Origin of the sequence: Mycobacterium nebraskense (assembly GCF_002102255.1) — a bacterium.
Lineage (GTDB): Bacteria > Actinomycetota > Actinomycetes > Mycobacteriales > Mycobacteriaceae > Mycobacterium > Mycobacterium nebraskense.
In genome coordinates this window covers 48,855-75,139 of sequence record NZ_LQPH01000161.1, presented here as the reverse complement: position 1 = coordinate 75,139, position 26,285 = coordinate 48,855, and the positions used below count along the sequence as shown (strand labels likewise).

The following is a 26,285-nucleotide window of genomic DNA, read 5'->3' as shown; positions in this document are numbered from 1 at the left end:
GTCGCAACGTCAGCTAGAACACGGAGGGAGGACCGCAGTGCTGCAGGTCGATGTTGCCGGACTGCAGAGTGCGGTCGCGGGGCTGGTCGCCGCCGCTAACAGCCTTGCCAGGCTCGGCGCGCAGTCGCCGGTGCACCCTCCGCTGGCCACCGATGAGACATCAACGAGCGTGGCTGCCCGCCTCAGTGAGCACGCGGCGGTGATGGCATCGCGAGCTGCTGACGGGTCGACGGTCCTTGCGGCCGGCGCCAAGGCGATAACCCAGTCAGCAGTCGCGTATGGGCAGATGGACCAGGCCAATCAAGCGGTGGTGAGCTTGCAAGGTAACCCTGCACCCTCCACGCCGGGCTTCACCCCGGCGGTGACGGTGAATCTTGTTGCGCCTGATGTGCCGATCGCCCCGCCGGGACCCCGCCCAGCCGAAACGACGGCGGCGATCATGGAAGCCGGTCAGCCCGCTGCCGGGGATGCGTTTGTGGCCGACTGTGCGGCACTGTCAGAAGGATTTAGCGCTGCCGCGCGATCGGCCCGCCGCGGGGCGGCCACGGTCAGTGAACATCTCAAAGGGGAAGCAGGACCGCGTATTTCGGCGGCGTTGAATCGTTACGCGGACTGGGCGCAGGAGATGGCCCGCCATGCCGACACCGTTGGAAAGCTCGCCGGCAGCCACAAGAACAGATTTACACAAGCCAAGCAGGCGACTCCGACGACCACGGAGTTCGCTAACCGTCACCGCGAGCTCCACAACGCGATCGCACTCAACAGCTCTTATCCCAGTCCGGGATCGGCGGCCGCGGTGTCTAAGGCACACACGAATTTGACCCAGTTAACGAACCACACCCAGGTTGTGGCCGCTGGCTACCACACCGGCGAGACGATACCGGAGGCTCCGCCGGGGCCACCGCCAGCCCCAGCAATCGTGGAACCTGGTGCCGGACAAGGGGACACCCCGCCGTCTCCAACTCAGCAGGGAGCGGATCCAAAACCGACACGCGATCACCCGGGCACCACCCACGCCGGCGACGTCGACCCCGACACCGACCCCGCCGGCCTCGACGAGAGTCTCAATGCAGGCGATGGTGATCCCGCCGCTAACCCGCTAGCGCCTGCGGGAACGGGTGCGATGCCGGGAATGGCCTCATCTTTGCCGCCGATGTTGACCGGCCTGCTGGGCGCCGGGGTCGGGATGGCCACCCAGATACCGCAGAAATTAGGCCAAGAGCTGCAGGGATTGGCCCAGCAAGCCACCCAGAGCGTTGCAGGTTTGGCACAAGGAATGGCAGGCAAGAACGGGCTGGACGACGCGGCCAAAATTGAGCCAGCAGACTCCCTGGGCAGCGGTGCCGGCGGAGGCGGTGGTGACGACGGCGCTACCGCCCCGGCGGCCAGCGGCGGCGCAGATCTCAAGCCGGCGGCTTCAGCGATCTCCGGAATGAGTTCCCCCACCTCGCCCCCGTTGGCGGGGGCCAGCGCCACCCCGAGTCCCACCGCTGCCGCCGCTGAGAGCGGTATGGGCGGCTCCCCAATGTTCATGCCCCCGATGGGGGGCATGGGCGCTGGCGCCGGGGCGGCCAAGCGCAAGGTAAAGGACCCGGACAAGTCGATCGAGATGCCATCGCGCCCTAATTCCGAGCCGATCAAAGGCGAACGGGGAGACCCAATTCGGCACACGGCCACCGTTGACGCCGCTGCCTACCCCAAAGACGGGCCGAAGCGCACGGTGACCGTTCGGTCACGCAGCCGACGCGTCGACCGCGACCCGGGCAGCGGTGATGACCAGTGAGCGTGAATGGGTGCGTCGGCTATCAGTCCGATCAGAATCTGGTCGCTGAAGTGATGGCCCAGCTCGATTCGGTGTCGATGGCCCTGCCCGACCTGCAGGATGAAATTGCGTCCGACGACGATGGTGAGGCCCCGTGACGGTGTACGAGTATGACGGCTACCAGGCGGATAAGAATTTAACCGCCAGTGTCATAGCGCGCATGGAACGGGTGTCGACGATGCTTTCCAAGCTGCTCGAGGAGATGGATGGCATCGACCTGGAAGCCATCGGCGGCGATGGCGACGTCGTGTTGTCGGTGAACTCCCAAGGACAACTCACCTCGCTGTCGCTGGCGCAGGGCTGCACCACCCGCTACTCACACGGGGCTTTGGCCGAGCTGATCAACACCACGATCGACGAGGCAGTCAACGCCGCGGCCGAGGAAACAGCGAGCGTGGGAGGCGGCCAAGACCAGGAAGCGCTCGACGCTGCTGTGCAAGCGTTCATCAATCCCGAAAGTGAGATCTGGACTGCCACCTGAGCACCGGTTTCGTCTTGGATTCGCGTCCAACGGTAGCCCGATGTCGCCGCAGGACAGTACGCTGATTGCATGAATCCGCAGGCAGTTGGGCAGCCGAGCTACCCCGCTGCGACCGGCGGCCCGCCCACCTCCACGAGTACGGTCGGTGTGCCGACCGGTGCCGCGGTGTTGCCACCACCGCCCAGCTACGTGCCACCCCCACAAGCTCCTGCACCGCCACCGGTGTACCGCAGACGCGGGCCGGGCTGGCTGGCGGTATGGGTAATGCTGGCGCTCGCGCTGCTACTGGCGTTAAGCGCAACGGTGATGAGTGCGATGAAGTTGACCGCATCAAACCCGGCCGCGACAACCACCACGGTGATGGCGCCACCCCCACCGCCGGTGAGCTACAGCCCGGAGCAAGTGGCGGCGGCCAAGAAGGAAGCCTGCGACGCCAGCGATACGGCGGACAAATCGATAATTGCTGCTCAAAAGAACTTCTTCGACGCTGCGCGAGACCGGCAATCGCCTCAATACCATCCTGCACTGGGCAACTTCCAGCTTGTGGTGATACTGGAGACGCAGTACATCCAACAGCATCTTCCGCCGGCTACCCCGAAGAACGTGCTAGACGCGACCAATGAATATGTCACCGCAGTAATTCGGTTGGTCGACGCCAATACCCGCGAGCTGTCCGACCACGATGCCCAGCCGTTCGTGTTAGCGCTTAGAAGTGCGGGAGATCGACTCGACAAGGTGTGTGAGTGATGCGAACCGATGACATTCTGCAGGTCATTCCCGCTGCGGCGGAGTCGGCGAACATGCTGACCGGTTCGGCAACGGTCGAGTTTGCTACGACCGTGCCCGAGCACGCGGCCCATGGCGCGGCGGCCACGGCAGCCGGGGGGGCTCACGCGGCTTCAATGTGGGCGCCGAGCGTGGCAGCAAGCGCAGGTGTGAACCAGCAAGTCGCGGGAGCCGGTGCCGCGCTGGCGCCACGCGGTGGAAAGGTGGCTCAACGCAACGATCAATCGTTGACCGCAGACCTTCAGACCGACAACCAGAACGCTCAGGACCTGACACCGGTGGTGAGCATATGACCGCCACCCTGCACTCGCCCCAAGCGGGGACACCGCTCCCACCCGCTTTCCCGCCACGTCAGCTTCCGCCACCGGCGGGGCCCGGCCGCGGGGCGGTGGGGGGCACGGCGGCGGCGCTAGTCGTTGCGGTCGGAGCCGCCGTCCTTGCCGCAGTAGCGTGGATGACGCCATCCAAAGTTCCCGTCAGTACGGTGGTTGCGCCGTGGTCACCACCTGCCCCGAGTTCCGACCAGGTGGCAGCCGCACGCACAAAGGCATGCCAAGTGTGGGGGATTACCGCGACAGCAATGGACGCGGCCACGAACGCGGTGGCCCACGCTCCAGCCGACTGGAATGACCCTGGCACCCAAGAGGCCTTGGCCAACGAGGCGCGGGTAATCCTGGTGGAAAGCGCATACCTGCGCCGTGAACTGCCCGCCGATACACCGGCAACGATCCGCTCAGGGATCGACGACTACCTTGCGGCCAGCTCGGACATGGAAAACGCCACCACGCATCGCAAGGGCAGCTTGCGAAACGCCGCGATCGGTCGTGCAAACACCGCAGAAGACAAGGTAAACGCCGCTTGCCGGTAGTGTGAGGAAGAGGGAGCCGTGGCGGATGTGCCCGCAACCAGTATCGCTGGGAACATCATCATCACCCCGGATATGGTGCCGCCAGCAGCAGAGCCGTTGGAGACCCAAGCGGCGCACTACGCGGCGTTGGCGGAGAAAGTCGGTGAGCTGCAGCAGCAGCTCAAAGCCGCCAATGCGATGCGCGAAGAGGCCGCACAATCGCCCGGTTGGGAAGCTGGGCACGAAAAGAATCGCCAATTGGCCGCAGACTACGGCCGGATGGTCGAGATATACAACGCGGCGGCAGATTATTTCAACGGAGTCGCTGGCGTTTACCGCGACGCGCAAACCGCCCAACGGAACGTCTTGATGAAAGCCAATGCTGAACTGTCGCAGGCCAAGAACGCGATACAACAGCAGGAGATCGCGGCGCGCTGGCACACGCACGCCCGAGCCCTGACGACCAGCGCGGTAGGAGCCGCTACAGCCAAGGCCGGAGTTTTCGAGCACACTGCAGGCACCGATATCACGGCTCTTACCTCACGCCTAGGCGGTCCGGCACCTCAAGACCCCGTCTTGCCCCATAGCGGCGGAGGCGGAATAGCCGTACCCACAGGCAAAGAGGGCTCCGGACTAGGTGATGACAACGGCGACCCCGCGAACCCCAACGGCACTGGCAATCCGCAGGGAATAGGTAATGGGCACACGCCGCGCCACAGTGGTGCAGCGAAGGGCGAGGACGGCGAGCCGGCGACGACGGGACCAGGATCCACTCCTGCGGTGATGGGGAGCCCTTATCCGGGTGCCGGGCAGATGCCGATGCCGGGTGGTGGTGGCAGCGGGATTCAGTCTGTTGGTTTCCCGCCGGGGTTGACGTCGATGACGGGGGGACTTGGATCGATGCCCGGTGGGGGTGGCATGGGAGGCCTGGGCTCTGGTGGGGGCTTGGGCGGGCTGCCCGGCGGTATGGGGCAGCTGCCCGGTACTCAGGCTGCCGGGCTGGGGAACCTGCCCGCTAATGCCGCACCAGCAGCCGGGGCACCGGCACAGTTGGGACCGGCGTTCTCCCAAGGACTTTCAGCCGGATCGGCGTTGGGGTCGCTGCCGCCTGCGACCGGCACTGGAACGCCGGCCGCAGGGCAAGCAGCCGCAACTCCAGCGGCAGGGCTGACTTCGGGTGCGGGCGTTCCTTCGGCCGGGTTGACAGGAGCAGGTGCGACCCCTCCGGCAGTCAGCCCCGCAGCGCCGGGGCTTGCCACGTCTGGCGGGCCGACGAGTGCTGCACCGGCGGCGATGATGCTTCCGCCCCCGGGTATGGGCGCTCCCGCGGCCCCCGTAGCTGCGGGTGGCGCAAGTGCTGCAGCCCCCGTCGCCCCTGCTGGCAACACGGCCACACCGGGTGGCTCCGCGCCGACAACCGGGCCGGCAGCTGGATCGACGGTCGGATCGGGTGGGGCGGTGGTTGTGCCGGCAAGTGTTGTCAGCGCCGGAGCTGGCGCCCGCAACCGTGGACGACCGGAGTCAGCCGAACTGGCAACCGCAAAAGTGTTGGCGCGCAAGCTCCGTCGTGACAGCGACATTGTTAATTACGCGTGCATTGAGTGGGCCGTGGGCGTATTTCGCCGCGAGGCTGGCGGGGCCACCGAGTGCGTGGTGATGTCCAACGAAGGCTTTGGTTACATTCCGCGGGGAGTGTTCTTGCCACGTACTGCCCGTCTGTTGACGGCAGATAAGTTGGTAGACAACCAATTTCGGGAAGGCTGGTTCGGGTCATCCGATCCTGCCGAGGTGCTAGCCGAATATGCACGGCTGCGCGGCCGCGGCGGAACGCATCTGGTTGCCATGGCAGTAACCGCGGACAGCCCCTACGGTCGGGTGCCAGGGGTCGAATACGCGGTTTGTCAACGCGAATTCGATGACGGTGCTTACATCCGCCCGATTCTCGACGATATGCATATGCATCGTCTCGAAGCGTTGCACCCGGAGGTGTATGCCCGGGTTCAGCAGACGACCTCCACTGAACCTGAGACGCGCATGGTTGAAAATCAGGTCGTTGTGCCGCTGGCTGTGCAGATGATCGAAGCTGTGAAGATGTCGGGGGAGATGACGCTCGATCTGCGGCAGATGTGGGATGTGCTGGGCACCGGCGACCACATCTCGGAGGAGGTATGGAACCAGTACCGGATCGCCTCAACCGTGTACTACGTGAACCTCAGCGCGAACCGGCCTCGGCCGGAGGCCTCCACAGGAGATCGCGAGCGTTATCAGGCGCAGTGGGTCACCGCACGCACGATGGAGTTGCTGCAGGGTTGGGAGCGGCGACCGGTCGACGTAGCGGATATGGTCTACGCTGCGGCGACGGCCTACCCATGGAGATTTTGGCACCAAATTTGAATTGTTATGGCGCGTGGTCGAATCCGAGCTCGGCTGCGGCGTAGCGTGAGGTGCCGCGGCGTGCGACGTGGGATGCAGTGATCAGGATTGACCGCCGAGCGCTGGCGAAAACCGTTATAGGAGCACGCCTTATAAGTACGTGGTAGCTGGGCCTCGATTTGGCGATCGAGGTGATGGCCGGATCGTTGGAGGAGAGACGCCGAGTCGTCACAGTGACGAAATAAGCGGTATTCGCTGGAAGCACCCATCCATCCACCGCCGCGGCCACGCGCGCAGGGTTGCCCGAGAAATTGGTGTCTGTTCTCACGCAATCTCGGGGACATTCTTATCGGATTGGGGGCAAGTTGCGATCGGGGATAGTACGTTGAGGGTCAGGAAATGAGCGCGGTGACGGCGGTCGTGGTCGTGTCAGCGAGCGCGATGCCGCCGATATTGCCGATGGGTTGGTCGAGGGCCGCGACAGGAAGCCACTGGATGAGCTCCGGTAAGACAACCCCTTTGGGTTGCAGCACTGTGACGATCATAGCCATTGTGCTGCTGGGGATTTCACCGGGAATGAAGGGGCAGATGATCACCTGGCCGGTGGCGGCTGCGAGGTGAATCGTGTTAGATAGTACGACAACGTACAGTTCCTGGTTGGTGTCGCGGCCTGGCGTGATGTCTCCGGGTGTGATCACAGGCCAGCGGCCCGGTTCGCCTGATAGATCTTCTCCGCGTAGGCGTCGATGTCGAGCGTTGGCACAGTGTGTGTTGTGTAGTTCTCGAGCGAGATTCGGAGATGCTCGTTGTGCAGGGCTCGTTCGATCATCTCTGAACGATTCAGCCCGGCCGCCTGGGCGTCCGCATCGGCCGCCGCCAGCACGGCCTCTTCAATCATTACGGACACTTTGGCTTTCGCCATACCATTTATCCTACTCTGAGCAGGACAGTTGTCGTGAGGGTACTCCGGCTGGTGGCGCCGACGCAGGTTGCGTTAAATGGTGCGAGGACGACCTACCACAGATTCAGCTTGCCAGTCACGGTTACGGACGGGCCCATGTACGCCGATGACGACGATTCGGGGCGCGAAACGGTGTACCTGCTAGGTTCGCGTGAGAATGCGCGCCGCCTCATGGCGGCCGTCGCACGGGATAGGGCCGTCGTCCCGGGCTGGCGAGCCTTACTAAGTCGATGGCCGAACTCGAGGAGATGGTCGGCGGCCAGGAGTGAGCTGCGATCCTGATGGGTAGGGCGACTTCGCTTTTGGGGCGGACTCCGATCGCTGGCGGTCAAGGTCCTGAAAGCCCGGTACCTGTAGCGATCTGGCGCCACTGCGGTGTTCTGGGTTTTCATTCAATTTGGACGTGCTGGTAGCGGGGGTGTAGCGGGGGGCGGTACGGTGCCGGTGTGCCGTTGAAGTTGGCGTCTAAGACGCAGGTTTCGGGTCATTTCTTTGTTCGGCGACGCTTGTCGTTTGCGTTGCTGCGCCGTTCGGTGAGCATGGAGATCAATCCGGTTCGCTGGCACCGCACGCTGTTGATGTTGTCGGCGGTGTTGGGTGTGGTGCTCGTGGTGGGGGCGTTCGTGTACGGGTGGTTTCGCCCGGCGGGGGTGATCGACGACTCGTCGAAGATCGTTGCTGATCGTTCGTCGGGGGCGTTGTTTGTGGTGGTCGACAAGCGACTGTATCCGGCGTTGAATCTGGTGTCGGCGCAGCTGATTGCTGGGTCGCCGGATCGGCCGACGTTTGTGGCATCGGGGGAGATTGCGAAGTGGCCCAAAGGGCCGACGGTGGGGATCCAGGGCGCTCCGGTGGAGACACCGGCGGTGGTGTCTCCGCAGGTTTCGCGCTGGGCTGTGTGCGACACGGCGCCGACGACGGTTGGTGGTTCGCCGTTGGTGACGGGCATCAATGGGCAGTTGTTGCTCGGGGAGGCGGCGGGAGAGCTCGCCGGCAGCGAGGCCTTGTTGTTGTCTTATGGGCCGCAGGTACACCTGGTGACTAATGGTGTTCGGATGCCGATTGATCTGTCTCAGTCCGCGGTCGCCGGGCCCCTGGGGATTGCGCCCGGGGCGCAGGCGACGGGGATGTCGCGGGCCCTTTTTGACGCGTTGCCGGCGGGGGGACCGCTGGCTGTTCCCGCGGTGCCTGGCGCCGGTGGGCCCGGTCAGGTGGATTTGGGGGCGGGGGTTGTTGTCGGTGCGGTGGTGGCGAGCCGGGATGTGGCTGCACAGTCGGACCGCTTTTATGTGGTGCTGGCAGATGGGGTTCAAGAGGTCTCGCCTGTGGTGGCTTCGATGCTGCGCCAGCATGATTCGTTTGGTTTAGCCACGCCGCCGCAGATATCGCCGGATCATTTGGCGCATATTCCGCTGCGTCATGTTCTTGATGTGGATTATTATCCGCGGTCGCCTGTGCGCCTGGTTGATGCGGGCAGTCGGCCGGTTTCGTGTGTGGCGTGGCAGTGGAGTGTGAGCGAGCGTCAGGCGCGGCTCGCGGTGATTTCGGGTCGGGGGTTGCCCATCCGCGCGGATCAGCGGGCGAAGATGGTGCCGTTGGTGGGTGCCGGCAATGGCGGGGTGCAAGCGAATCAGGTCTTGGTCGGTGATGGTGCATCGACGTTTGTTAGCACTACTGGTCAGGCATTGGATTCGCCTGCGCGCGAGACGATGTGGCTGACTAGCTCCACCGGGTCGCGCTATGGTGTGCCGTTTGACGACAATAGCGTGCAGGCGTTGGGGCTGGTGTTATCTCAGGTTCGTCCGGCGCCGTGGTCGATGCTGCAGGTGTGGCCTGCGGGACCGGAGTTGTCGCGGGCGGCCGCGTTGACGGTGCATAGCCCGTCGGACGCGGTGGCTGTGTTGCCGACGAAGACCAACGTACGGGCCGGCGGATAGGAGGGGGAGAAGGTTGTCGACGATTCGTTTCAGCCCGTCTCGGCGGCTGAGGGCGCCCAAAGTTGATGGCGGCATGCAGTCGGTACGCGATTCTCCGATCGCGCCGCGCCGGTTGCCGATGACGAAGGCGCAGATCATTTTGCCTGCAGTCATGGGCGCGGCGTTTTTGGGCATGATGGCCATGATCTTGACTCAACCGGGGCTGCGCTCGGGGCCGATGAGTTTGTTTTCGTTGTTTGTGCCGGTGATGATGATTGTGTCGTTCGCCGGGGTGTTTATGCAGGGCCGTTTTGGTGGCGGTGATAAGGCGTTGTCTCCGCAGGCGTTGGAAGAAGAGCGCCGTGCCTACATGGACGAGCTCGACCAGACACGTGATGTGATTCAAAGTGACGCCGAGCGTCAGTTCGCCAATTACCAGTTCTTGCATCCCGAACCGGCGATGCTGCGTGGGTTGGTCGGGTCGCCGCGGATGTGGGAGCGATCGGGTTCTGCTGAGGACTTGGCGATGCACTTTGGTTTTGTCCGTTTCGGAACCGGTACTTCGGATTTGGCGAAGAAGCTGGCTAAGCCTCGGTTGGGGGAGTCGGCCGATTATGAGCCAGTCTGCTATGACGCGCTGCGCAAGTTTTTGTTGGAGCAGTCCAAGATTAGTGGGATCGCTAAACCGCTGTCGCTCAAGGTGATTCCGCTGATGACGTTGGTGGGTGAGGATGGTCCGGACACAGTCCACGGTGTGGTGCGGGCGATGATTTGTCAGGCGGCCTGCTTCCATTCACCGCAGGACTTGAAAGTCATGGTCGTCACCGACGAACCAGCACGATGGGATTGGGTCAAGTGGTTGCCGCATTGCCAACACGACAAGCTCTTTGATAGTGGCGGGCCGTTGCGAATGGTGTGGACGTCGCCGACGGCGATGGATGCGGCGGTTGGTCACGAATTGCATGGCGCTCGAAAGAATTACGGGGACCCTGGCGCCGCGGACGGGGTACGTCCGCATTGGCTTGTGATCAACGACCAGCTCCGTGTGGATAGTGAATGGGACACGTTGAATCGCAGGGGCGTTGGGGGGGTCGCGGGCGTGACCTTTGTGCGTGTAGTGGTCAAGGAGGGCGCGGCGGATGACAACTGAGTTCACATTGCATGTCAAGCGCGACGGGGCATATGACGAGGAGGGGTTTTTCGCGCTCCCCGATACGCTGGACACGGCGTCCGCGGTCGCGTTTGCGCGCAAAATGGCTAGATACCATGCAGATTCGCGGGTAACGCAAAGTTCGACTGCCGCCGCATCGAAGGTCGTGGATCTGTATGAGATTCTCGGCCACGCTGATCCGGGCGATATCGATGTGGAGGAGGCCTGGGCGGCGACGCGGCTGGGTCCGCCGCTGCAAGACGACGAGGGCGAATTGCAGTGGGGTCGGGAGTGGATGCGGTTCCCGATCGGTATTGATCCACGCAATGGACAGCCCGTGGCCCTCGACTTGAAGGAGACTCACGAGTTCGAGGGGATGGGCCATCACGTCGTCGTCGTCGGCACGACTGGGAGTGGTAAATCGGTGTTTTTGACGGCGTTGATTACGTCGGCGTGTTTGACGCATTCGCCAGACTCGTTGAAGGTCGCGGTGTTTGACTTTAAGGGTAGTGCGTTGGCGCATTTGGTGGCGGGATTCCCGCACTGCGTCGCGGCGATGAGCAACTTGCGTAACGATCGCCTGTGGATTGTGAGGATGGAAGATGTCCTCTACGGCGAGATGGAGCGCCGCAAGTCTTGGCTTGACCGGGCTGGGGTCAGTGACATCGCTGAATATGAGTATTTGCGCATTCACAAGAAGGAGAAGTTGCGGCCGATGCCGCACCTGCTGCTGATTGTCGATGAGTTCACGCAGATGTTCGCTGAACATGACGGAGCCAAAGCGGTCATGGACGAGGTCGGCCGCCAGGGCCGCTCGCAGGGGCTTCGCCTCGTGATGGGGTCGCAGCGGCTGGGCCACCAGATGCAGGGCGGCATCATGAGTAACATCCCGGTGCGGGTGGCGCTGCGAACTGTCGGCGACACCGATTCCCACGAGGTGTTGGGTAGCGATGAGGCCAATCATCTGCCCAAAAAACCTGCTGGGGCTGGGCTTTTGAAGGTAGGTGCCAACAAGAACCTGACGAGGTTTCAGACGGCGTTCGTGCTCAAGAGCTATGTACCGCCCCAACGGGCAGCAGCTGCTGCGGCCAGGCAGGAAGCCGGTTACCTTGAGCCACAAGAGTTCCAGGCGGTCGGTATGCCTGCTCTGCAGATGGCCCGCGACGGCGAGGGCGAGCAGACCAAAATCCCGGAACCACGCGCCATCATTGGCGCCGATGGCCGCACCGTCAAACAGGTGCAGGCAACGGTGGATTGCTTGAATCGGCTGAATCTTCCTCCACTGCAAGCGATGTGGCTGCCGCCGCTGCAGCCGGTCCCTGCTGATGAGCTGGTGCGGCGGTTGCGGGGCCAACCGTGGGATGTCGACTATGGCTCGGCCCAAAGCGAGCTCTCGAGGCTGATGTTTCCGGTCGGGATCGAAGACAGGCCGCGCGACCACCGCCAGCTTGTCTATGCGCCCAATCTGGCCGAAGGTAACTGCGCGGTCATTGGTATGGGGCAATCGGGTAAGACGGTGGCCATCGCGACGATGATCTCGGGTGCCGCTTTGTTGTATCATCCTCGGCGGCTTCAGTTCTACGTCATCGCACTCAGCGGGCCGGACCTCAACCTGGTAGCTGGTTTGCCGCACGTCGGTGGTTTCGCACGCGAGGTGGACCCCGAGCAGGTCAAACGAATCATCGCCGAGATGCTGGCGCTGATCGATCAGCGCGAGCAGGCGTTCACCAAGCTAGGTCTGACGCTAACCAAGCTGCGTGAACGCAAATTTGGCGGCGTGCCAGGTGAGGTGCCTCAAGACTCGTTCGGCGATGTGTTTTTGGTGATCGATGGCTGGCCAACGTTTGTGAAGAACTGGGAGCTGTTGGTTTCTGACGTGGAACGAATCTTGGCTAAAGGACCCGATGTTGGGGTGCACGCCATTGTGTCGACCAGTGGCTGGGTGGCCAACAAATTCCCGTCAGGAATGACCAAGAATTTCACCAGCAACGTGGAGCTCAAGCTCGGTGACAACGATGACATGACGGTCAACAATGTGAAGGTCGCGCGCGACGTTCCCTTCGGGGAGCAGAAGATGTTCCTCGACGAAGAGGACGACACTGGCGGTGAGGTCGAGCAGGTCAACGTGGTCAAGATCAGGGGCCGCGGCACGACGATGGAGGGGTACCATTTTCAGGCCGGGTTACCGGAGATAACCGTGCAAGGGCGGCGCGCCGACGTGGCAGCAGCCGTTGAGCCAATTCAGCGGCTCGCTGGACCTGACAGTGCGGCCGCGCGGGTACGGATGCTGCCCAAAATCGTCGGTATCGACGAGGTCTTCGCGCAATGGGAGCAGCGTGAGCATGGGCCGGGTGGGGTCGACTGGAGTGGTGTCGTGCCGTTCGGGATTTCAGAAATCGGTTTGGAGCCGGCGGTCGCGAACTTCGCTGCGACCCCGCATCTGCTGCTTACCGGTCGGCCTGAATGTGGATTGTCGAGCGGGTTGGCCACGGTGGCCCAAGCTGTGATGCGGGTGTACGGGCCCGAGCAGGCCCAGATCTATGTGGTGGACCCTCATAATGAGTTGCTGCGCGTGGTCGAAGGTGAACATTTGGGCGCCTACGTTTTCCGGGAGGACCAGGTGCGTGCCTTGGGTGACAGCCTGGGGGCGATCCTGACTGAACGTATGCCGATGACAGACCTAAGCCAGGCGGAGTTGGCTGCGGGGACGCGGCGTTGGAGCGGGCCAGAGATCTTTGTCTTCATCGATCGTGAAGAGACCCTTGCTAGTTGGGACACTGGTGGGTTCGTGGCAGGAACCGGATACCCGTTGGGCCCGCTGGCGCGGTTTATTGCGCGGGGTAAAGAGGTCGGCCTGCACCTGGTCGTGTCGCGGCGGATCGCTCAGTGGGGCCGCACGCTGACCAATCCGATAATCGGGGAGTTGCTCAAGGCCAAAGCACCTGTCGTGGTAATGGACGGCGACCCTGATGAAGGGCCGATCGTCGGCAAAACGAAAGCCGTGCCAGCTGACCCCGGTCGTGGCCTGTACGTCACTGACCGGATGGTGGCGCCGGTGCAGATCGCGTTCCCGGCGAGCGCCCATTGAGCGAGGATGACCCCGCGTGGCTGCTCGTCCACGCGGTGGAACAAGCCCGCTTAGAACAGGGGTTGTCCAAACATGATCTGGCACGCCTGGCGCGCGTGGCGCGGCCTACGATCTCGCGGCTGATCAACCATGGCATGGTCCCGTCTCGTGCGGCCACGCTGGATAGGATCGGCTCGGCGCTGGGCTGGGAGGCCGGGACGTGTGCGGCCTTGTTGGCCGGCCAACCCCTACCGGGTCCACGCGCGCCGGTGACTCGCTCGGCCCAGCTCGTCGCAGCGCGGCTCACCGAGATTGCCGAGGAGGCGCGGTCGGCCGCCGGTGCTGCCGAGCAGTCGATTCTGCGGCTGAAAACCATCGAGGAGCGTGCGCGTGCGGCTGCGCAGTTCGTGCTGGGCGGTTCAGTAGCTGATTAAGCGGTCGATCTGGACCGATTCATGCGTCGGCATGGGCCTTTGTCGCTCGGTGATGCGTGGCGGTATTTCGCCAGGTGAGCGGCGCCGTAGAGGGTGTCGGGAAACAGGGGGTGTTGCCTTGTGTGGAATGTCGGAGGTTTGGTTGCCGGTGTCCCTGGGGGCGGTTATCGTCGCATCAAACGGCGGCTTTATTGCTCGTGGGGCGAATGGGATATGTGGACAGGGGTGGGATTGCAATGATGTTCATTGAGGCGCCGGCGCTGGCGGCGCAGGCAGCATCAGAGGGCGCAGGCGGGGCGACCACGGCGGCCACTCTTGCCGCTGGGGCACCAGCGATGGGCGCTGTGCTGCCGATGGGCGGCGAGGAAGTGTCGGCAATGTTCGCTCAAGCTATCGCCGCGCACGGCGCGCAGTTCTTGGCGGCAGGTGCTCTAGGTGTGGCTCAGCGGGAGGCGTTCGCAGCCACCGTGGCTACGTCGGCGGCCACCTACACCGCTATGGATGCGGTCGGCAAGGCGCTGCTGTCGCTGTAGCGCGGCGGTGCACTGATGTACTGGGGTATCCCACCAGAGATCAACGCATTTCGGTTGACCAGGATGGGCGCGGGTCCAACGGCGCACGTCCCACAGATCACCGCCTACACGGCTGCTGCGGCCACGCACTTCGAGCAAGGGATGCAGCAGTCGGTGACCGCGATCGCGACCGCGCCGGTTTTCCAGGGCTCTGGCGGAATGGGGATGCTCGATAGTGCCACGCCGATGGCGGCCTGGCAGCAGACCGCCGGGCTGCATGCAGAGACTGCGGCGGCCACCATCCAAACTGGGTTGACTGCGTACAGCGCGGCCGTGTCCGCGACCATTCCTCATGAAGTGGTGGTGGCCAACCGGGTCCGCGAGGCCACTTTGGAATCAACAAATTTCATGGGGATCAACACCCCAGCGATCGCCGAGGCGAATGCTGAATATGGGGAGTATTGGTCGCAGAACGCCGGGGCCATGGTCGGCTACTTGGGCGCTATGGCCCCTGTCGTGAGCGCGCTGACCGTTCCCTTGCCGACGTTGCCTGATATGAGCAATCCGCTGGGGGCGACGGCCGGCTTGGCAGGGTTGGTCGGCGACGGGGTTGGTGCTGGCGTGCAGGCCTTAGGGTCGGGCATTAGCGCCGGTGGGGGAGTGGTGTCGGCTGGCAGTGGGATCAGCACAGGCGTGGCCACTGGGATCTCGAGCGGCGTGTTCAACGGCACGGGAGCAGGCGTGCAGGCCGCAGGGTCGCCCACTGGTGGGCAAACCCCGGCACCGCAGCCAGCGACCACCGGCACGACCGCGGGGCAGGGCGTGCCCGCAACGACGGGCACCGGCCAGGGCGTCACGAGTAACGCGCCGCAGGGAAAAGCTCCACCGTTGCAGGCGGGTCAAGGCGGTCAGCCGCCCCTGGAAGAGTCTGGACAGTCGTTGCTCGGCCAACTCACCCAGGCGCCAACCGAAATGATGAGTTCGCTCAGTTCACCACTGGAGTCACTGGGGCAGCTCCCGTCGAGTGCCAGTGGCCAACTAAGCGGCCTGATGGGCCCGTTGTCGGCGCTGACCGGTGGAATGTCCGGTGGATTGGGTGGGCCCCCAGCCGGGGGAGCACCGGGATTCAGCGCAGCCAGTGCACCGTGGTCGGGACTAAGTGGCGCCAACGGCGGCTTCGCCGGGGGCGCGTCAGCGGTTGCCGCGGCGTTGACGAAACCGTCTGCTGGCGGGCTAGGTGGGCCTGTGGGCGTGCCGGGCGGCTGGTGGGCCGACGTGGCTGATGGCGCTGAAACAGACGAGCAACCGGCTGCGGGACTGCGAAGCGGCGCGGCAGCGGGCAGAGGAGCCATGGCGCCCGGAATGTATGGACCCATGGCGGCAACGGGGCGCTCCGGACGCGGCAGTGAATATGCCGATGTCAGCGAGCAGGATAAGACGATCACGCTACCGGCCTCCGCGCATGCGGCGCCGGTGCTCACGTCTGAGGGCGTGGTCCACGTCGGGCAGGGAGGATAACTCCCGGCAGGGGCCCGGGTCATTGCTGAACTGATCGAACCAGCGGTAACCACTTGCTAGTGAAGGAGATACACCATCATGGCGTTGAACGCCGATGTCGCCCAGATGCTTTCGGGCGCAAGTCAATTGTCGAACATTCAACAAGAGGTGCTGTCGGCGTTGGGCCGTTATGTCACCATGAACCAGAACCTCACCGGTACTGGGTTTAGTGGTGATGCGGCGCTGGCCTCCATGGCCACCACCGAGGACATCAACCGGACCGGCCAACAGGTCAGCCAGCGGTTTCAGAGCGTCATCGACATAATGAAGCGCTCGGCGCACCAGTACCAAGAAACGAACGCGCAGAACCGCGCGGCGCTGGGCTCCATCCAGTCGACCTGACCGCGGCCAATCTTTCAGACATCGAACGACTTTCAGAGGAGAATGGTTATGGATTCAATGCGTTACGACCACGCCATGATCGCCGATCACGTGTCGGCCCAGGCGCAGCTGGTCGCTCACATGAACGATCTGCGTACCCGGGCCATGGGAACAATCAACCAGGTCGCCACAGTCTGGACGCAGCATGGTTCTGACGCTGCCCAGGTCGCCATGCACGAGATCGATCAGGCGTTCCAGGCGGTGTTCACCACGATCGAGCGCCATGGACAGGCCCAGGGGCACGCGTCGACGAATGCGCTGGGCACCGACCACGCGGTCCAGGCTGGTTTCCGGGGCTTGTGACCGAGACCGGAACCGCGGTTGCAGCGCGGCTGTCGACCACGTCGGAAGGTTTGTGGTTGACAGCCGCGCTTTGCGGTGTGGCTCAATTGCCACCTGCCCTCAAGATCCGGCCCATTGGGGCGGTGCAGGCCACCATCGCGGCTCACCCCGGGATGGAGGTGCTCGAAAACGCGGGGATTTGTCAGGGCGGCGAGGTTGACCCCAGCGTGGCCTCTTGGGTGCGGGCCTTGGGGCGTCCCGACGTCGAGATTGACGTGACGATTACCCGCCCCGAGATCCGACCGGAGCGGCTTGAAGGCCCACCAGCGGTCTTCACCGCCCCGGAGGACGCGATTGAGGCCGCCGAGGCGCTGGCACGGTGGTACGCCCAGCGGCCTCCCCAGCGAGTTGTGACATTGTGCCGGCGCGATAACGCGTGGGTGGCCGCCGCGCGGCTCTGGCGCCCGGGCCAAGACACCAGCGATGAGGTTGTGGTCACCCCGCTGGGTGGGACCGAGATCGCGCACGTCGTCGTCGACACGATAGGGCCGGCCGACCCGGCCCAATTCCACGGCATCAATAGCGAAGCAGCGGTACTCAATACAGTTCTGTCGGCCTGGCAGGCCAACCCCGCCATCGACATCATCGCGGGCCTCGTAGAGGTTGGACTTTCAGTTCCCCAGGCGCGGCTAGTCGAAGCGGTCGCCGACCGGGGCACCACCCGCGCGGTTATCGGCGCGGCCGAATTCTCTATCAGTGGCCCGGCGCGGGCGCCGATGGCGGTGACCGTGGCTGACACCTTGATCGGCCGCGTCGTTGTCAGCAACAGCGTTGGTCCTGACGGCAGGCAATGGACCACACTGCTGCCCGGCGCCGATCACGCAATCCACACGGCTGTGGTCGAGCTGCTCGAAACTTTGCCCTCGGGACGCGGCTGGGCGACTCATCAGCGGACATAAAATTTCGATACAGGCGAATATGGTGTCCGTTGTAGACGGATGAAAACCGTGGTTGTTACTGTCGCGCTGTGGCCAAATTATGTGGCGCTAAGCGAAATTCGAATACGTCTGGTGACGAGGGGACACGGTATGACAAGTCCGCATGAGCGTGAGGAACGCGACTTTTTCAATGGCCTGGCGGCAGGTCCGCCGCCCGAGACGCAGCCCGCGCCAGGCGCAGTTGAGCCCAGCCATCCCAACAACAGCGGCGAACCGACGAGCGATGATGGGCGGCCGCGGTTTTCACCCCCGGAGGCCGCTCTTGGGCTCCCCGCCCAGGATGCGACGCCGGCGCCGTCTTCGGCGCCCCAACAAGCCCCGGGTTGGCAGCCGCCGCGGTTTTCGCCCCCGGAGGGCACCTTGGCACCCCAGGGCCAAGACACCCCTCCGCCACCTCCGTGGGCGCAGCAGGCCGGTCCCCATCAGCAGGGGACGCCCAGCGAAAGCTACGGTTCCTCAAGTCAATTGGGCCGCCCACCGCAGGGAGTGTCGGAGGCGGCGCTCGGTGGGCGTCACGGCGCACCGCAGCCAGCCGGTCACGCAGATCCCAGCCAGGTTGCGCGTCCGTATCCGCCGGCAGAAGAACATGGTTGGCGTGCGCCAACACCCCAACCGTCGCCTCGCACCGCGGGCACGCCACGGTCTTCGGACGCGCTGCGAGAGCACCTGCGCGCCACGGACTTGATTGCCCCACACAAGGAGGCGCCATCCAAGGGGTGGCGCAGGGCGTTGCTCAAGGTTTCTGGTGGGCTGATTAACGTCGGTGAGTCCAGCGACGAGCGCACAGTGCGTGGCCTCAAGGCTGCGATCGGGGCCAATTTGCGTGGCACTTATACCGTCGTGGTGCTTGGTGGCAAGGGCGGTTCGGGCAAGACCGCGATGACTGTCGCGACCGCCAGTGAGTTTGCACGCAATCGTAACGACCAAGTGGTCGCTGTCGACGCCGATCCGGCACAGGCCGCAAATTTGGCGGCTCGGGTGGATCCCAAGGCGTCATCGCTGCGTGCGATTAACGACGACCTTAATCTTCATCGCTACGCCGATGTTGGGGCCTTGACGGGCCACAACCAAGTTGGTTTAGACGTTGTGGCTTCCCCGCGCCATGGAGGCGCTCGCGGGGAGGGGTTGACCGCTGATGAGTTCAGCAAGGGCCATATGCGTCTACAACGGTTCTACAGTGTGCTTTTCGTTGACTGCGGTGTCGATCTCGAACACGAGGTGATGAAGGGTGTGTTCGAGCGCGCCGATGCGGTGTTGATGGTGGCCTCGGCCGTCCCGGACGGCGCCGAAGGCGCGAGCACCAATTTCGAGTGGTTGCGCGACGAAGGCTATCACCAGTTGCTGTCGCGAACAGTGTTGGTGATCAACCACATTCGCCCGGCGCGCAATCGGAAGGATCGTAAGGAGGCGGCCAAACTGGTCGCCACACTCAGGGAGCATTTCGGGAGCTGGGTCAAAAACGATCGCATTATCGAGGTACCCTTTGACCCCCACATCGCCTCGGCGGGCGAGTTGGACCTTCGAAGGGTCAACCCTAAGACCGCCAGGGCGGTGCTTAAGACCGCCGCCGCATTGGCGGCAGGGTTCTCGACAGCGGCCGATGCCCGATGACCACCGCCAATTCCGCACAACAGGCGCCGGAAGTCCCTCGGCTGTGCAAGGTTCATTTGCTGGTCGGGGATGACACGCTCATCGATTACGTCCTGCCTGCTGGGGTGGCGTTGATTGCGGTGATCGAGGACCTCATCCCGCGGGTCAATGCGATTCTCAAAGATCGCGGGCGGGCACCTCTTGATGACACGTTGACCTTTCAACTGTGCCGTGCAGACGCCACTCCGCTCGATCCGCAGCGATCCCTTGATGACAGCCGTGTCTACGACGGGGACTTGTTGTGTCTCTTGCCTACTGACGCCACCGAACGCTTCGCACCTGTCATTGAGGAGGTGTCGACGGCGCTGGCTCGTTCAGCACGCCAGCAGTTCGCCACAGTCGATGTCACGGTCGCGCGTCGGGTAGCCGGGGGGCTTTTCGCAGCGCTGGTCGCGTGGGCCGAGGTGATGTTGGCGCAGTTGTGGTGGCAACAGCACGGCTGGCTGCCCGCGGCGGTGTCGTGGGGATTAGCCGCCGTTTTCTTGGTGTCGGCGAGGGCGGCGACGCGGGCACGAGATGAGCAGCGACGCCGATCGGCGGACTTCCTGGTGTGGTCGGCGCTGATTTGCGCCGGTGCAGGCGCGGCGATGTCGGTGCCGGGACCACCCGGTGGCTGGCATGTGGTGGCCGCGACGGCCACCGTGTTGGCCGGCGTGGCGGCATTGACGATGCTGACCGGCCGCTATCTGACTGTGTTTGCGGGGATGGCTGTGGTCGGGTTATCTGCGGGCGCGGTGGCGGCGATCCACGCCAGCGGTTGGCGAGTGCTGCCAGCGCATCTGGCGGTCGTCTTCTTGGTAGCGGACCTGGTGCTAGTGACGTTTGCAACCAGCATCGGGATCGTGGGGGCCGGAGTGCCCGGGCCATGGTTTCCTTCGGTCACTAACCGGGGGGTGTTTGAGACTCGAGAAGGCGCTGCCCTAAACACGGTGTCGCCGGTGGAGCGTCCGGGCAATGAAACCGTTGAGCAGATCGCGACGTGGGCTCGGCGCGGCACCGCCATCGTGACGGGTCTGCTGGCTGGCGGCGCTGTGGTGTTGGTGGCGGCCGCGCGCTATGCAGTGATGCCCGAAACTGGCGGCGGGTGGCGGTTTTTGGCATTCACGTTGGGGATTTGCGCAATCTTTCTGCTCCGGGCGCGCTCGTTTGTTGATCGCAATCAATCGGTGATGCTGGCCGTTGGTGCGGTCGTCGCGGTAGCGGTGGTGATCGGACGATACGCAAGCGCTCCCAACCCGGCTTCGCCGGTTGTCACCCTGATATGTGTTGGCGCAGCGCTAATGTTGGCCGGGGCGGGCCTGCTTGGAGCGCTGGTGGTGCCCAATGCGCGGATCAGCGCACCGGTAAACCGCGCCGTCGAAGTCAGCGAGTACATTCTGCTGATTTTCGTTGTGCCATGGGCGATCTGGCTGCTGAATCTGCTGTGGGTGGTACGAAATGCGGTCCACGGCTGATGATTAAAGCCGTGAGTACGCTGGGCGCGATCGGGCTCGCCGCAGCACTGGTTGCCGTATCTGGCGGCGTGGCCGGCGCGATTGATCCCCCGGTGGTGCCGCCTGGGCCACCCCCGCCCGATCCCGCACCCGGGCCGGATCAGCCGATGCGCCAGATCGCGGCGTGCACAACAACCGGCGTGTTGCCCGGCAGTGATTTGCGTGAGTTGCCCGCGGCGCTGCAGCTGATGAACATGCCAGAAGCGTGGAAAGAATCCACCGGTGTTGGCGTGGTCGTCGGGGTTATCGATACCGGCGTGGCTGCACAACCTCGGCTGCCGCACCTAGTTTCTGGCGGGGACTATGTCATGGGCCCGTTTGGCGACGGCTTATCGGATTGCGACGGGCACGGCACAGTAGTGGCTTCACTGATTGGGGCGGCGCCTTCAGGGCTCGCACTGGTCCCCAAGCCGGCGTGGGCGGCGCCTGCGGCCCCGCCGGCCGGGGCTCCGCCGCCGCGCGCGATTCCACCGCCACCGCCTCCGCCGACGGTCACGGTGACCCAAACGGTGGCGCCGCCGCCGCCACCACCGCCGCCGCCGCCGCCGCCCGACGAGCCATCATGGGTGGGTATGCCGCCGTCTCCGGTTACTCTCGGCCACGCTCGCGGGCCGGCGCCGCTGGAACCGTCGCCCGGTGGTGGTCCAGACGGGCTGATCGGCATCGCCCCAGACGCGGTGCTGCTGTCGATTCGCCAGACCGCGCAGACTTTCGGCCTGGTTGATCCCGGCGTGGTCGACAACCCCGAGGATGTTCGCCGCGCCGGTGACATCAATTCGTTGGCTCGCGCGATCGTGCACGCGGCGAATCTGGGCGTCAAAGTGATCAACATCAGTGTGGTGTCGTGCATCTCGACAGCCAAGCCCCAGGATCAAAGCGCCTTGGCCGACGCGGTCCACTATGCCGCGGTTGACCGCGACGTGGTGATCGTGACCGCGGCGGGCAACGTTCATGCCCAGGGCTGCAATGGGCAAAACCCGGACCCATTACCGGGTGATCCCACTCGGGGGTGGTCGTCAGTCAAAACGATCGCCACCCCAGCATGGTTTAGCGACTACGCGTTGGCGGTGTCGGCCACCGATTCGACCGGCGTTCCCGCCAGCGGCGACGCCGCCTCATTGCACGGCCCGTGGGTAGGACTGGCTGCGCCGGGAGCCGACATCGTGGGGCTGTCGACGAGCGGGCAGGTGATCAACGGTTCAGTCGATGACGACAAGCTGCACCCTATCGCTGGTAGCTCGTTTAGCTCGGCGTTCGTCGGGGGAGTGGCGGCTTTGGTGCGGGCCAAATTTCCCAACCTGACAGCCCATCAAGTGATCCACCGGTTAGAGGCCACCGCGCACCCTCCCGCTGGTGGACGTGACAACGTGGTCGGTTATGGAACTGTGGACCCCGTTGCGGCGCTGACCTGGGATGTGCCGCCGGGTGAGACGTTTGCCCCCGGGGTTCAGCGCGCCCAGTTGAAAGTGCCGGCCCCGCCCCCGCCACGCGACGCACGTCCGGGCTGGGTCGCGATGGCCATCACCGGTCTCGCCGTCGTCAGCGTATTGGGACTTGCTGTGGGCCTGACCGTCTCGCGTCGCAGGGAGCGAATCTGATGAAGCAACGGTTTGTCTCGGCCCGTATCGCACCCCGCGCCGTGGTCACCGGCGAAGTGGTCGCAGGTCTGGTTGCGCTGGCACTGAGCGCCACGCTGGATTCGTGGCCGATCGCCGTCGCCAGCGGCGCCGCGACCGGACTGGTGATCTGTGTGCTGACCTTCCGGGAGCGCACCGTGTGGCAGTGGGCGTGGCGGGCCATGTCCTGGACGCGCCGCCGGGTGCGCAGACTCCAGCTGCCTCAACCGGTCGATGTCACCCTCAACGAGCACACAGTCGGTGTTGTGATCGACGGGCACACCGTGTCCACGATGATCACTGTGCTGGGCAAGCCTTACATCCCCACCCTATTGCACGCCGACCACACCAAAACACTTAATACCGTGCCGATTAGCGTAATCGCACAAGAGATGCAGCGCTGCGGGTTGAGTGTTGATGTCGACATCATCTGCGAGGGCAGCCGCACAGCCAGAGACAACTATGCCGAACTGTATGAAGCGGCGCTACGGGGGCTGCCGGCGGCCGGTCAGCGTAGCGTGACGTTGGTAGTCCGCTTCGATACGCGCAGCGACCGCATTCTGCCTGGACTGCTGTGGCGGCGAGACACGATCGGCGCGGCGGTGGCGGCTTCTCAGCGCATCACCAGAGCGCTGTGCCAAACAAACTGTCGTGCAAGGCGTTTGACCGCAGCGCAGATGAACGACGCGGTAGCGGCCAGCCTGGGTGGGCCCGAAAACGCGACAGCTTCTTACCAGGACCGCTGGACGAATCTGCAGCGCGGCGGGAAGGCCTATGTCACAGCGTATTTCTTCAGCGCCAGTGACGTGCGCTCTGCTCAACTCGACGACGTGTGGGCCTACCAGAGCGACCACACGACCCTGGTGATCGCGTTGCGCAGCGATCCTGCCGGCGTGCGGGCTTCAGCCCTCGTCCGGTTGACCACCGTGCAACCGCTTGCCAGCTCGCCGCGGCTGGTGCTCAACCCGATGGCGGGCCGACAGTGGGAAGCGTTGGCGCTGACCTTGCCTGGGTGCAGGCGGCTGAGGTTGCCATCAACGCCAGTAACTACCGAACTCAACACAGCTGTCGTAGCCGGCGCATCGGGTGTTCTGCTGGGTGAACTGCGAGACGCTATGCTGTTGATGCCGATATCAGATCCCGCGGCCCCCACCCGAATTGCTCTGCACGCCGATGATGACCAGGCGGTGAAACGGCTGATTCGCCGGGCGGCCGCAGCAGGCGAACAGGTCGCCGTTTACGACCCCACTGGGCGTTGGACAATGACGTCTGCTTCCCCACGGATCTGGACGACGCGCGACGTCACAGCCCAGCCGCCACGTCCTCCGACGATGGTGGTACACAATGGTCGCGTCAACAACTACCCACCCGCGCGCACATCGATCACGGTCGGCGATGTGCCCGCCAGCGCTGCACCCGATATCCGTATCGAACAGCGGGGCGAGCGAATCACCGTGAAAACACAGCGTTTTCGCACCACGTTGAGGTCTGTGACATTCCGCAACGAGGATGCTTATCTGCGGTAATCGATCCTCCCAATGTGGCTGACTTTGGTAGACGAATACCGGGGTGGGAGTGCACGATTGCGGGTATGGCTTGCGATAGCGCCCGCAGCACTCCCGCCGATACCGATCCGAAAACCCACCGGCGCGCAGTGCGTTTCTTTTGGGTGGTGTTGATAGGAGCAAGCGCGGCCTCGATCGCTGGCAACGCGTTACACGCGATCGTGCAGGCCGATCACGTCGCCCCGGCGCTGGCGGCCGCGGTGGCCACGGCCCCACCTCTGGTATTGCTCGGGTCCACGGAAGGGCTCTCGCTGCTCATCAAGGTGCACCGCCGGCCCACCTTGACGTTCTGGGCGGCGGTGATCATGACGCTGTTACTGGGGGCCGGTGCGTTTCGCCTGTCATTTGATGCGTTGTGCAGCTTGGCTATCCGGTGCGGTATCCGCCCAAGCTTGGCATGGTTGTGGCCGCTGATCATTGACGTCACGACCGCGCAGGCCACCGTTGCGCTGGTAGCCCTGACCCGGCTCCTACACAGCCGCGCCGAGGCGCCGCCGGCCCTCGTCGAGGAGGACGTCCCGGTGTCCCTGTCGGCGACACCTCTGCCAGTCGCTGGGTCCTCAGCAGGTGAGCGTGATAGGGCCATGGTGGCGGTCGAGCCGGACCGGTCGCTGTCATCGGTTCCAAGAGTGGACGCCGCTGTGCCCCCGCGAGAGCGTCATGAACACGCCGTACGCACAGTGATGGCATCGAAAAGAACCAAGCAGCCTGCAGAAATCATTGACGCTGTGCTGCGCCGCCACGCTGACGGGCAAAAGCCGGGTGAAATCTCAGAGGAACTCAAGCTGCACCACACAACGGTGAACCGGATACTGGCGACGGCGCTCCACTCGGCAGCGGCGGTGTAAACCCGAAGCTTCCGCCGCAGTGACCTACGTCCGGCGATCGCGAATGTCGCTGCTTTGATAGACGTTCGCGGCCAGTGGCGCCCATGATGACGTAGTGGTCAACGAACCGTACACCCCGTACTGCGGCCTCACCTACAATCGCCAAAACGTTGCCGTGCGTGCGGAGACAGCACCTCACATTCTGGTAAGCGCACCAACACGTACGGGTAAAACACGCAGGATTTTGGCCCCGGCGGCGCTCGTGCATCCTGGGCCGGAAGTTTTGGTGTCGTCGAAACCCGACCTGGCAGAGCTTGTTCTAACACGACGCAATATCGGGATTACCGGTGTGATTGATCTGCGGCCTGAGCACACTGAGGTATGGCCGGCCGGGGTTAGGCGTATGGTCACCGACCCGACCCGCACGATCGCCAGCGCCCATGAAGCACTGACCGTTGCTGAGACCATGCTCGCGACCTCGGGCGTGGGTTTCAGTGGCGCATCGGGCGGCAACGCTGTTGCTGCGGGCGGGCTTTGGGAAAGTCAGGCCGCACCGCCGTTGGCATGCCTGCTGTACGCGGCCAGCCCGCAGGGCAACAGTTTGGGAATGCCCTGGGTGCTCGATGCCGTGCAGGATTTCGGTATCGACGAAACCGGCGGCGACCAACCCATCCCCGAGCTCGGACGCCCGTCGTGGCTGACCGCTTACGGGCTTTGCGAACAACCGAAACTCGCGGCCCCGCTGTATTCTGTTATCGCCGGGATGGATTCCCGGCTGCGTGACAGCATCAAGATCACGGTGTCCAAGGCCGTAACACCGTGGCTGCGCTTGGGTTTGAGCGCCGACGAGGGAGCACCGTACTTGAGCGCGGTCGAACGTGTCGCTGTGGAGTCATTCGACGTCCACATGCTTGATGAGCCGGACGCCACATTGTTTGTGATCGCCCCGAACACCGGCTCGGTCGCCGGAGCCGCGGTGGCTCTGATCGATTCCATCGTGCGTCATTTCCGCCGCAAGATGGCCAATCATCAACTGACGCATCCGCTGCTGCTGGAACTCGACGAGGTATGTAACTCATGTCCGTTGCCGGATCTGTTGACCTACGTGGGGGAGTCAGCGGGACTGGGTGTCAACATCTTGGCGACGGTGCAGGCGTCGGCGCATTTCGACGTTGTATTTGGGTCCAAGTACGCTGAAGCGCTGCGGGAGATGTTTCCGGGCACGCTGATCATGTATGGAGCTCACGAGCGCCATTTGCTCGAACAGGCCTCACATTGGCTGGGAGAGACAACCCGACGTACCGAAGCCTATGAGCCCACAGGGGGGAGTCGGGGCCAATCGTCGCAATTCGGCCAGGCGATCGGTTGGCAGGAACTGCTTCCCCAAAGCCGGGAAGAAGCCCAGCTGTTGCAGCGCGGCACGGCTGGCGAGCGAGTTCATATTCCAGACTGGACCGAGTTCCTGGCTCTGTTCGACCAGGCGGTTCAGCGGCGAATCAAAAAGGCGCAGTGGGGTTGACGGGCGGTTGCCGCGACGGGCGCAATCTATGACTGACGCATTGGTCTC

At 64.0% G+C, this 26,285-nt stretch carries 24 protein-coding genes and 1 pseudogene; 23 read left to right on the top strand and 2 right to left on the bottom strand.

Features of this window, described 5'->3' with window-relative positions; translation table 11 throughout:
- Positions 1-37: 37 nt before the first annotated feature.
- From AWC17_RS24785 to AWC17_RS33135, 7 genes are all read left to right on the top strand, one after another.
- Positions 38-1,783 (top strand): PPE domain-containing protein, encoded by a 1,746-nt coding sequence (locus AWC17_RS24785; protein ID WP_007172136.1) that lies wholly within the window; start codon positions 38-40, stop codon positions 1,781-1,783.
- Entirely contained in the window at positions 1,780-1,920 is a 141-nt protein-coding gene (locus tag AWC17_RS32860; RefSeq protein WP_007172137.1) for a hypothetical protein, read from the top strand. Before AWC17_RS24785 ends, AWC17_RS32860 begins: the two co-directional genes overlap by 4 nt.
- On the top strand, positions 1,917-2,303 hold the full coding sequence (locus AWC17_RS24780; RefSeq protein WP_007172138.1) for a YbaB/EbfC family nucleoid-associated protein: 387 nt from the start codon (positions 1,917-1,919) through the stop codon (positions 2,301-2,303). Before AWC17_RS32860 ends, AWC17_RS24780 begins: the two co-directional genes overlap by 4 nt.
- Positions 2,304-2,372: 69 nt before the next feature.
- Positions 2,373-3,050: a hypothetical protein gene (locus tag AWC17_RS24775; RefSeq protein ID WP_101930854.1), complete on the top strand. Its 678-nt coding sequence runs from the start codon at positions 2,373-2,375 to the stop codon at positions 3,048-3,050.
- A complete protein-coding gene (locus AWC17_RS24770; protein WP_033717256.1) occupies positions 3,050-3,382 on the top strand; it encodes a hypothetical protein in 333 nt (110 codons plus the stop codon). The genes AWC17_RS24775 and AWC17_RS24770 overlap by 1 nt, the downstream gene beginning before the upstream one ends.
- Before the next feature lie 287 nt (positions 3,383-3,669).
- A complete protein-coding gene (locus tag AWC17_RS24765) occupies positions 3,670-3,957 on the top strand; it encodes a hypothetical protein (protein ID WP_007172141.1) in 288 nt (95 codons plus the stop codon).
- Between the two features lie 1,437 nt (positions 3,958-5,394).
- Positions 5,395-6,330 (top strand): hypothetical protein, encoded by a 936-nt coding sequence (locus AWC17_RS33135; RefSeq protein WP_109413176.1) that lies wholly within the window; start codon positions 5,395-5,397, stop codon positions 6,328-6,330.
- Positions 6,331-6,701: 371 nt separating this feature from the next.
- Here the strand turns inward: AWC17_RS33135 and AWC17_RS24755 are convergent, their stop codons facing one another.
- The gene (locus tag AWC17_RS24755; protein ID WP_007172144.1) at positions 6,702-7,007 is read right to left on the bottom strand and encodes a hypothetical protein; all 306 of its coding nucleotides are present in this window, start codon (positions 7,005-7,007) and stop codon (positions 6,702-6,704) included.
- A complete protein-coding gene (locus AWC17_RS24750; protein ID WP_042910679.1) occupies positions 7,004-7,231 on the bottom strand; it encodes a ribbon-helix-helix protein, CopG family in 228 nt (75 codons plus the stop codon). Before AWC17_RS24750 ends, AWC17_RS24755 begins: the two co-directional genes overlap by 4 nt.
- 135 nt (positions 7,232-7,366) lie before the next feature.
- Here AWC17_RS24750 and AWC17_RS33655 point away from each other — a divergent pair.
- The 16 genes and pseudogenes from AWC17_RS33655 to AWC17_RS24675 all read left to right on the top strand — a co-directional run.
- Positions 7,367-7,539, top strand: a pseudogene (locus tag AWC17_RS33655) (type II toxin-antitoxin system prevent-host-death family antitoxin); the annotation flags it as partial.
- Between the two features lie 177 nt (positions 7,540-7,716).
- The gene (eccB, locus tag AWC17_RS24740) at positions 7,717-9,207 is read left to right on the top strand and encodes a type VII secretion protein EccB (RefSeq protein ID WP_007172147.1); all 1,491 of its coding nucleotides are present in this window, start codon (positions 7,717-7,719) and stop codon (positions 9,205-9,207) included.
- A gap of 73 nt (positions 9,208-9,280) precedes the next feature.
- Complete coding sequence (locus AWC17_RS32215) at positions 9,281-10,336, top strand: hypothetical protein (RefSeq protein ID WP_007172148.1); 1,056 nt, start codon at positions 9,281-9,283, stop codon at positions 10,334-10,336.
- A complete protein-coding gene (gene eccCb, locus AWC17_RS24735; RefSeq protein ID WP_007172149.1) occupies positions 10,326-13,424 on the top strand; it encodes a type VII secretion protein EccCb in 3,099 nt (1,032 codons plus the stop codon). Before AWC17_RS32215 ends, eccCb begins: the two co-directional genes overlap by 11 nt.
- Positions 13,421-13,837, top strand: a complete 417-nt coding sequence (locus AWC17_RS24730; protein ID WP_007172150.1) for a helix-turn-helix domain-containing protein — start codon at positions 13,421-13,423, stop codon at positions 13,835-13,837. The genes eccCb and AWC17_RS24730 overlap by 4 nt, the downstream gene beginning before the upstream one ends.
- 236 nt (positions 13,838-14,073) lie before the next feature.
- The gene (locus AWC17_RS24725) at positions 14,074-14,370 is read left to right on the top strand and encodes a PE domain-containing protein (protein ID WP_040624290.1); all 297 of its coding nucleotides are present in this window, start codon (positions 14,074-14,076) and stop codon (positions 14,368-14,370) included.
- 15 nt (positions 14,371-14,385) lie between these two features.
- Entirely contained in the window at positions 14,386-15,867 is a 1,482-nt protein-coding gene (locus AWC17_RS24720) for a PPE family protein (protein WP_007172152.1), read from the top strand.
- Between the two features lie 78 nt (positions 15,868-15,945).
- Positions 15,946-16,248 (top strand): WXG100 family type VII secretion target, encoded by a 303-nt coding sequence (locus AWC17_RS24715; protein WP_007172153.1) that lies wholly within the window; start codon positions 15,946-15,948, stop codon positions 16,246-16,248.
- Positions 16,249-16,296: 48 nt separating this feature from the next.
- On the top strand, positions 16,297-16,590 hold the full coding sequence (locus AWC17_RS24710) for a hypothetical protein (protein WP_042910680.1): 294 nt from the start codon (positions 16,297-16,299) through the stop codon (positions 16,588-16,590).
- Between the two features lie 56 nt (positions 16,591-16,646).
- A complete protein-coding gene (locus AWC17_RS24705; RefSeq protein ID WP_157859019.1) occupies positions 16,647-17,528 on the top strand; it encodes an ESX secretion-associated protein EspG in 882 nt (293 codons plus the stop codon).
- 768 nt (positions 17,529-18,296) lie between these two features.
- On the top strand, positions 18,297-19,178 hold the full coding sequence (locus tag AWC17_RS32850) for a MinD/ParA family ATP-binding protein (RefSeq protein ID WP_007172156.1): 882 nt from the start codon (positions 18,297-18,299) through the stop codon (positions 19,176-19,178).
- On the top strand, positions 19,175-20,671 hold the full coding sequence (gene eccD, locus AWC17_RS24695) for a type VII secretion integral membrane protein EccD (RefSeq protein WP_007172157.1): 1,497 nt from the start codon (positions 19,175-19,177) through the stop codon (positions 20,669-20,671). The genes AWC17_RS32850 and eccD overlap by 4 nt, the downstream gene beginning before the upstream one ends.
- Entirely contained in the window at positions 20,671-22,308 is a 1,638-nt protein-coding gene (locus AWC17_RS24690) for a S8 family serine peptidase (RefSeq protein WP_040624272.1), read from the top strand. The genes eccD and AWC17_RS24690 overlap by 1 nt, the downstream gene beginning before the upstream one ends.
- Positions 22,308-23,852, top strand: coding sequence for a type VII secretion protein EccE (gene eccE / locus AWC17_RS24685; protein WP_085165179.1), 1,545 nt, complete (start codon positions 22,308-22,310; stop codon positions 23,850-23,852). The genes AWC17_RS24690 and eccE overlap by 1 nt, the downstream gene beginning before the upstream one ends.
- Before the next feature lie 65 nt (positions 23,853-23,917).
- Positions 23,918-24,739 (top strand): DUF2637 domain-containing protein, encoded by an 822-nt coding sequence (locus AWC17_RS24680; protein ID WP_080691135.1) that lies wholly within the window; start codon positions 23,918-23,920, stop codon positions 24,737-24,739.
- 94 nt (positions 24,740-24,833) lie between these two features.
- Positions 24,834-26,237 (top strand): type IV secretory system conjugative DNA transfer family protein, encoded by a 1,404-nt coding sequence (locus AWC17_RS24675; RefSeq protein WP_040624275.1) that lies wholly within the window; start codon positions 24,834-24,836, stop codon positions 26,235-26,237.
- The last annotated feature ends 48 nt before the right edge of the window (positions 26,238-26,285 follow it).

Bases quoted from the DNA above. Each gene is read 5' to 3' on its own strand.
- AWC17_RS24775 (WP_101930854.1), top strand. From the start codon at position 2,373: ATGAATCCGCAGGCAGTTGGGCAGCCGAGCTACCCCGCTGCGACCGGC.
- AWC17_RS24770 (WP_033717256.1), top strand. From the start codon at position 3,050: ATGCGAACCGATGACATTCTGCAGGTCATTCCCGCTGCGGCGGAGTCG.
- AWC17_RS24765 (WP_007172141.1), top strand. From the start codon at position 3,670: ATGGACGCGGCCACGAACGCGGTGGCCCACGCTCCAGCCGACTGGAAT.
- AWC17_RS24750 (WP_042910679.1), bottom strand. From the start codon at position 7,231: ATGGCGAAAGCCAAAGTGTCCGTAATGATTGAAGAGGCCGTGCTGGCG.
- AWC17_RS32215 (WP_007172148.1), top strand. From the start codon at position 9,281: ATGCAGTCGGTACGCGATTCTCCGATCGCGCCGCGCCGGTTGCCGATG.
- eccCb (WP_007172149.1), top strand. From the start codon at position 10,326: ATGACAACTGAGTTCACATTGCATGTCAAGCGCGACGGGGCATATGAC.
- AWC17_RS24725 (WP_040624290.1), top strand. From the start codon at position 14,074: ATGATGTTCATTGAGGCGCCGGCGCTGGCGGCGCAGGCAGCATCAGAG.
- AWC17_RS24720 (WP_007172152.1), top strand. From the start codon at position 14,386: ATGTACTGGGGTATCCCACCAGAGATCAACGCATTTCGGTTGACCAGG.
- AWC17_RS24715 (WP_007172153.1), top strand. From the start codon at position 15,946: ATGGCGTTGAACGCCGATGTCGCCCAGATGCTTTCGGGCGCAAGTCAA.
- AWC17_RS24710 (WP_042910680.1), top strand. From the start codon at position 16,297: ATGGATTCAATGCGTTACGACCACGCCATGATCGCCGATCACGTGTCG.
- eccD (WP_007172157.1), top strand. From the start codon at position 19,175: ATGACCACCGCCAATTCCGCACAACAGGCGCCGGAAGTCCCTCGGCTG.
- AWC17_RS24690 (WP_040624272.1), top strand. From the start codon at position 20,671: ATGATTAAAGCCGTGAGTACGCTGGGCGCGATCGGGCTCGCCGCAGCA.
- eccE (WP_085165179.1), top strand. From the start codon at position 22,308: ATGAAGCAACGGTTTGTCTCGGCCCGTATCGCACCCCGCGCCGTGGTC.
- AWC17_RS24680 (WP_080691135.1), top strand. From the start codon at position 23,918: ATGGCTTGCGATAGCGCCCGCAGCACTCCCGCCGATACCGATCCGAAA.